This is a genomic window from Rhizobium sp. CG4, assembly GCF_023701965.1.
Lineage (GTDB): Bacteria > Pseudomonadota > Alphaproteobacteria > Rhizobiales > Rhizobiaceae > Agrobacterium.
The window spans coordinates 57,836-64,373 of the sequence record NZ_JABAEG010000014.1; the positions used below are offsets into that span (position 1 = coordinate 57,836).

The 6,538-nt window shown below is 56.1% G+C and carries 6 protein-coding genes; 5 read left to right on the forward strand and 1 reads right to left on the reverse strand.

The window, feature by feature from the left end; translation table 11 throughout:
- The first annotated feature begins 243 nt into the window (after positions 1 to 243).
- The 5 genes from HGO37_RS25930 (at position 244) to HGO37_RS25950 (ending at position 5,616) form a co-directional block, all read left to right on the forward strand.
- Positions 244 to 966, forward strand: coding sequence for a FadR/GntR family transcriptional regulator (locus tag HGO37_RS25930; RefSeq protein ID WP_250985896.1), 723 nt, complete (start codon positions 244 to 246; stop codon positions 964 to 966).
- A gap of 165 nt (positions 967 to 1,131) precedes the next feature.
- The gene (gene glmU, locus HGO37_RS25935) at positions 1,132 to 2,493 is read left to right on the forward strand and encodes a bifunctional UDP-N-acetylglucosamine diphosphorylase/glucosamine-1-phosphate N-acetyltransferase GlmU (RefSeq protein ID WP_250985897.1); all 1,362 of its coding nucleotides are present in this window, start codon (positions 1,132 to 1,134) and stop codon (positions 2,491 to 2,493) included.
- Between the two features lie 102 nt (positions 2,494 to 2,595).
- The gene (glmS, locus tag HGO37_RS25940; RefSeq protein WP_192490965.1) at positions 2,596 to 4,422 is read left to right on the forward strand and encodes a glutamine--fructose-6-phosphate transaminase (isomerizing); all 1,827 of its coding nucleotides are present in this window, start codon (positions 2,596 to 2,598) and stop codon (positions 4,420 to 4,422) included.
- Positions 4,419 to 4,925 (forward strand): GNAT family N-acetyltransferase, encoded by a 507-nt coding sequence (locus tag HGO37_RS25945; RefSeq protein ID WP_250985898.1) that lies wholly within the window; start codon positions 4,419 to 4,421, stop codon positions 4,923 to 4,925. Before glmS ends, HGO37_RS25945 begins: the two co-directional genes overlap by 4 nt.
- A 37-nt stretch (positions 4,926 to 4,962) precedes the next feature.
- Positions 4,963 to 5,616: a DUF502 domain-containing protein gene (locus tag HGO37_RS25950; RefSeq protein WP_250985899.1), complete on the forward strand. Its 654-nt coding sequence runs from the start codon at positions 4,963 to 4,965 to the stop codon at positions 5,614 to 5,616.
- A gap of 249 nt (positions 5,617 to 5,865) precedes the next feature.
- On the opposite strand, the gene HGO37_RS25955 is transcribed toward HGO37_RS25950, so the two are convergent.
- Positions 5,866 to 6,204, reverse strand: a complete 339-nt coding sequence (locus tag HGO37_RS25955; RefSeq protein WP_250985900.1) for a hypothetical protein — start codon at positions 6,202 to 6,204, stop codon at positions 5,866 to 5,868.
- Positions 6,205 to 6,538: the final 334 nt, after the last annotated feature.

The following is a 6,538-nucleotide window of genomic DNA, read 5'->3' on the forward strand; positions in this document are numbered from 1 at the left end:
GGACTGCCGGTGCGGCCAAGTTGCTGATTGCAACCGGCTGGTGATTTTTGTTAGTTTTGCATCTTATTTGTTGAAATGGCGTTTTCTTGGCGTTGCTGATTACCAGTGTTACGACACGACTTTGGTTTGATAACCAGCTGAATCGTTACAGATTAAGTGTCTTACAGGGGCGATCCGGCAATCGAAACGTCCAATAATAATAATGGGGTCTGGTCTTTGGTTCGAGAAAATCTCGATAATGTCATGAAGGTGGCGCGTCCGCGCACCAGTCATGCGCAGGTCGTTCACAAGCTGGGGCAGGGCATTGTTTCCGGCGAATTTTCAGCCGGTGAGATTTTGCCCGGAGATGCTGAGCTTGTTGGCCGGTTCAAGGTATCCCGCACCATTCTGCGCGAGGCGATGAAAACCCTGACGGCCAAGGGCATGGTGGCGCCGAAGGCAAGAATTGGCACGCGTGTGACTTCGCGCGACAAGTGGAACATGTTCGACAGCGACGTGCTGCACTGGCACTTCGAGAGCGGCATCAACACTGAATTTCTGCTGCACCTCTACGACATGCGGCTGGCATTCGAGCCCTTTGCCGCGTCGCTGGCCGCAACACATGCATGTGATGCCGATCTTGTCAGACTGGAAATGCTGGCAACCACGATGGGTGATCCTTCGTTTTCCAAGGAAAAGCGCGCCATTGCCGACATGGAGTTTCATATTCTGCTGGCCGAGGTATCGGGCAATCCGTTCATGCGCACGGTCGGCACGCTGATCAAGGCGTCGCTGATCGGGATTTTCCGCATGAGCAATCCGGAAACCGACAGCAATGAGATTGCCGATGTTTCCCGTACCCATTTGCAGCTGGTGGAGGCGCTGCGCGCCCATGATGCAGCCAGTGCCCGCAAGCAGATGGAAACGCTGATCGAGAATGGTCGCAACCAGATCATGTCTTTTGTGAATTCCCGCACGACCGCCTGATATTTGCGGATTATCCACGTTTTGCTGCCATTTTAAGAAGCCAAACGTGGATTTCTTAAGGTGTGCGCTGTAACTCATCACGCAAACGTATAAATACGCGAACTGAATGGTACTTGGATAAATGCCTGCCGGACGGCGTGCCCGTCGCTGCAGCATGGAGGTTTTATGGAACGTAGTTGTCTTTCTGTTATTCTGGCTGCGGGCGAAAGCACGCGCATGAAATCCTCCATCTCGAAGGTTCTGCATCCCGTTGCTGGCCGGCCGATGATTGCCCATGTCATGCAGGCGATTGCAGGTGCTGGCGTCAGTACCGCAGCACTCGTGGTTGGCCGCGATGCCGAAAACGTCAGCAGGGCTGCCGAACGGCCGGATGTCGAGGTTGAATCCTATCTCCAGAAAGAGCGCCTTGGCACTGGCAACGCGGTGCTGGCAGCAAAGGCGGCAATCGAGCGTGGATATGATGACGTTCTGATTGCTTACGGCGATGTACCGCTGTTGACGTCTGAGACGCTGAATGCGGCGCGGGCAGAACTGGCGCAGGATGTTGATGTTGTGGTCATCGGTTTCCACACTGCCAACCCAACCGGTTATGGTCGTCTGCTGGTGGAAAATGGTGAGCTGGTGGCTATCCGTGAGGAAAAGGATGCCACTGACGAGGAGCGCAAGGTTACCTGGTGCAACAGCGGCCTGATGGCGATCAAGGGTGCCAAGGCACTGGACCTTTTGAACCGCATTGGCAACAACAATGCCAAGGGCGAATATTACCTGACCGACATCGTGGAAATTGCCCGCTCGCTGGGCGGCAAGACCGTTGCCATCGATGCGCCGGAAACTGAACTGACCGGCTGCAACAACCGCGCGGAGCTGGCCTATGTCGAGCGTCTGTGGCAGGAGCGTCGCCGCAATGAGCTGATGATATCTGGCGTGTCGATGATTGCGCCGGAAACCGTATTCCTGTCCTGGGACACTGCGATTGGCCAGGACGCGCTGATTGAGCCGAATGTGGTGATTGGACCTGGCGTGACCATTGAAAGCGGCGCGGTTATTCACGCCTTTTCGCATCTGGAAGGTGCCTATGTCAGCGCCGGTGCCACAGTTGGCCCATATGCGCGGCTGCGCCCCGGTGCCAATCTGGCCGCGGATGCCAAGGTCGGAAATTTCTGTGAGGTCAAGAAGGCCGAGATCGGCGCTGGCGCCAAGGTCAACCATCTGACTTACATTGGCGACGCCTTTGTCGGCGCTGGCAGCAATATTGGTGCCGGTACGATTACCTGCAACTATGACGGCATCAACAAACACATCACCAGAATCGGCGAGGGTGCCTTTATCGGCTCCAACTCCTCGCTGGTCGCACCGGTCAGCGTTGGCGATGGTGCCTATGTGGCTTCCGGCAGCGTGATCACCGCAGATGTGCCTGCCGATGCGCTGGCGTTGGGCCGTGCGCGCCAGGAGATAAAGGAAGGTCGCGCAACGGTAATTCGTGAGCGGGCAAAGGCACTTAAGGCTGAAAAGAGTAAGAAGGCCTGACCTTCGTTACCGGCCGAAACCGAAAGTGACCGGCGACGGAATTGCGGATTTCCGCGAAATGATTAGGACTGGCGGCCATAGAAGTGCCGTATGGAGAATTGCATGTGCGGAATTGTCGGAATTGTCGGAACACAGCCGGTATCGGAGCGTCTTGTCGATGCGCTGAAACGCCTCGAATATCGTGGTTATGATTCTGCCGGTGTCGCAACCATTGATAATGGCGTGATGGCCCGTCGCCGCGCCGAGGGCAAACTTTTCAACCTTGAAAAAAGGCTAGCCGACGAGCCTCTGCCAGGCAAGACAGGCATTGCCCACACCCGCTGGGCAACCCACGGCGTGCCGAACGAAACCAATGCCCACCCGCATTTCATTGATGGCGTGGCGGTTGTTCACAACGGCATTATCGAAAACTTCTCCGAACTGCGTGATGAGCTTTCCGCCGAAGGTGCCGTGTTTACCACACAGACCGATACGGAAGTTGTGGCACAGCTGCTGGCCAAGTTTACCCGCGAAGGCCTGGGCCACCGCGAAGCGATGCTGGCCATGCTGAACCGCGTGACCGGCGCTTACGCACTGGTGGTGATGTTCCAGGATGATCCCGACACGCTGCTGGCCGCCCGTTTCGGACCGCCGCTTGCGGTTGGTTACGGCAAGGGTGAAATGTTCCTCGGTTCCGACGCCATTGCGCTGTCGCCGTTTACCAATGAAATCAGCTATCTGGTTGACGGTGACTGTGCGGTTGTGACCCATGCTGGCGCCGAGATTACCGATTTTACCGGCAAACCTGTCACTCGCGCCCGCCAGATTTCGCAGGCAACCGCATACGTGGTCGACAAGGGCAACCACCGCCACTTCATGGAAAAGGAAATCTACGAACAGCCGGAAGTGATTTCGCATGCGCTGAGCCACTATGTGGACTTTGCCGCCGGCGCCATCAAGCCGATTGACCCGGCGATTGATTTCTCCAAGGTGTCCGGTCTGGCCATTTCCGCATGCGGCACGGCGTATTTGTCCGGTCTGGTTGGCAAATACTGGTTTGAGCGTTATGCGCGTCTGCCGGTGGAAATCGATGTGGCCTCCGAGTTCCGTTACCGCGAAATGCCGTTGTTGCCGACACAGGCGGCGCTGTTCATTTCGCAGTCCGGTGAAACGGCTGATACGCTGGCCTCGCTGCGCTATTGCAAGGATGCCGGTTTGAAGATTGGCGCCGTGGTCAATGTCAAGGAATCGACGATTGCGCGTGAATCCGACGCCATCTTCCCGATCCTGGCCGGTCCGGAAATCGGCGTTGCCTCGACCAAGGCGTTTACCTGCCAGCTGGCGGTGCTGGCTTCGCTTGCCGTTGCGGCAGGCAAGGCACGCGGCACCATTACGCCGGAGCAGGAAAAGGAAATCGTCAAACATCTCATCGAGATGCCGCGTGTGATGAGTTCCATTCTCAACAGCATCCAACCACAGATCGAAGCGCTGTCGCGTGACCTGTCACGCTTCAAGGACGTGCTTTATCTCGGCCGTGGAACCAGCTTCCCGCTGGCGCTCGAAGGCGCGTTGAAGCTGAAGGAAATTTCCTACATTCACGCCGAAGGTTATGCCGCTGGCGAGCTGAAACATGGTCCGATTGCGCTGATCGACGAGAATATGCCTGTCATCGTCATTGCACCGTTTGACCGGTTCTTTGAAAAGACCGTGTCCAACATGCAGGAAGTGGCAGCCCGCGGCGGCAAGATCATTTTCATCACCGATGAAAAGGGTGCCGCAGCCTCCAAGCTGCCGACCATGGCAACGATCATTCTGCCGAATGTCGATGAAATCACCACGCCGATGGTGTTCTCTCTGCCAATCCAGCTGCTCGCCTACCACACTGCTGTGTTCATGGGCACGGATGTGGACCAGCCGCGTAACCTGGCAAAATCGGTCACCGTGGAATGATCATCCGTCCCGAAAAGCCTGCCGATGCTGAGGCAATCTCCGCAGTAACGCAAGCGGCGTTTCGGGACATGGAACAGAGCGATCAGACCGAGCATCTGATTATCGATCGGTTAAGGGCGGCAGACGCCCTGACCATTTCTCTTGTGGCGGAAGACAGCGAAGGCATTGTGGGACACATTGCCTTTTCGCATGTCAGCGTGGAAGATGGTGAAGGCAGTTGGTACGGGCTTGGCCCGCTGTCAGTTGCGCCGGAACGGCAGGGGCAGGGCATTGGCAGCCGTCTGGTAAAGGCGGGGCTGGATATGCTGGAGCGCATGCAGGCCGCAGGCTGCGTTGTCGCTGGCGATCCGGAGTTTTACGGCCGCTTCGGTTTTGTAAATTCCGAGACGCTGAACACCGACGGCATACCTAACGAATATTTCATGTTCGTCAGCTTGCATGGCAACAAGCCATCCGGCATTGTGCATTATCACCCGGGTTTTTACGGCGATGCGGGCACATAGTTGCAGGCGCAGATTGCCGCCACAAAATGAATGAGTAATGGCCGATAACCCCCTCAGAATTTCGCTTGCCTCACGTATCAGGAACAATTTCCTGACGGGCGTCATCATACTTGCGCCTGTTGCGATAACCATCTGGATTGTTTGGTCTTTCCTGCAGTGGGCAGATAGCTGGGTCAAACCCTACATTCCCGCACGTTACGACCCGGAGCAGTATTTCGACATTGCCATTCCAGGCTTTGGCCTGCTGATTGCGATGGTTGGCATTACCATCATTGGCTTTCTCGGCAACAACCTGATTGGCAAATGGGTTGTCGGTTTCAGCGAATCTCTCGTCAATCGCATGCCGCTGGTTCGCCCGGTCTATAAGAGCCTGAAACAGATTTTCGAATCCGTTCTGAAGGAGCATTCCAGCTCGTTCAAGAAGGTCGGCATGATCGAGTTTCCATCATCCGGCACCTGGGCGCTGGTATTCGTGTCGTCCGACGCCAAAGGTGAACTTGCCTATCGTTTTAACGAGATGGGGCAGGAAATGGTGGCTGTGTTTCTGCCGCCAACCCCGGTACCGACAGCGGGTTTCCTGCTGTTCGTGCCCAAGGACAAGATCATCATGTTGGACATGACCCCTGAAGACGGCGCCAAGTTGCTGATATCAGGCGGTCTGGTGGCACCTGACTTCAAGCTGCCGGGGTGATGGTGGCTGCGCTTGACTACGGAAACCACGCGCTGATCTGACCCCTCACTTGCAATTTCTAACACTTAAGGGCTTAGCGCGCTTCAAGATGTTGAAATCGCTTTCTCTCCCACAAGGGGAGAGATAAGGCGGGTGCTGAGCCGCTTGCGCCTTTACCTCTACCCTTGTGGGAGAGGAGAAAAAATCATGGTCTTAGCAACGCTAAGTGATAGATTTTTCAGGTGAGGGGTTGGTGCGCCTGCGCGGCAATCAACGGAGATGTGGTGCCAGCTCGAAAAGACGATCTAGGTGCTTCTTGGCGTCCCAGTTGTCAGGTTTTCGCTCCTCGTGTCCCCGCCATTCAAGTGTCTTGCTCCACTCGGCCCGGTACGCATGCACCGATTCCATTATCGTGTCCTTGGCGGCGGCACTAGCGAGTTGATGGTCATCAAAACCCGGTTCCCAGAAGCAAGCCGGGCAGATTGTTACTCCAATCAATCCGCCTCTTTCGGTGTATGCATCGCGGTATGCATAGTTTGGAAAACCGCATGCGGGACATATCGTGCGGCCTTCCTCATCGCGGACGTTGAACTGGCGGGCGTCGGTCATGGTGCACTCTCGTTTCGTGGACGCTGCATTTACACCGGGTCGGTCATTGACTTGTAGCGTGAATTATTTGGCGCGAACATTTTCAACGAGCGGCCCTCATTTCTGTGCTCGTCACAGAAATCCAGTCGACGCACGTCTGCGCAGCGGAAAGGGTCTTTTCATCCCCCGGGACTGGGGATGACTAGATTCCCGTGACAAGCACGGGAATTGTCTGTCCGATTTATGCTTTAATGCTTGAGAAGTTGGATGCTCCCCGAGGTGGCCACCCCGAGGAGCATGCGGTCGTGCGCCCGAACGGGAGTTGGTCTCATCGACCGTCCTCATAATGGGCCGC

Coding starts and splice junctions, on each gene's coding strand:
- HGO37_RS25930 (WP_250985896.1), top strand. CDS start 244: ATGAAGGTGGCGCGTCCGCGCACCAGTCATGCGCAGGTCGTTCACAAG.
- glmU (WP_250985897.1), top strand. CDS start 1,132: ATGGAACGTAGTTGTCTTTCTGTTATTCTGGCTGCGGGCGAAAGCACG.
- glmS (WP_192490965.1), top strand. CDS start 2,596: ATGTGCGGAATTGTCGGAATTGTCGGAACACAGCCGGTATCGGAGCGT.
- HGO37_RS25945 (WP_250985898.1), top strand. CDS start 4,419: ATGATCATCCGTCCCGAAAAGCCTGCCGATGCTGAGGCAATCTCCGCA.
- HGO37_RS25950 (WP_250985899.1), top strand. CDS start 4,963: ATGGCCGATAACCCCCTCAGAATTTCGCTTGCCTCACGTATCAGGAAC.
- HGO37_RS25955 (WP_250985900.1), bottom strand. CDS start 6,204: ATGACCGACGCCCGCCAGTTCAACGTCCGCGATGAGGAAGGCCGCACG.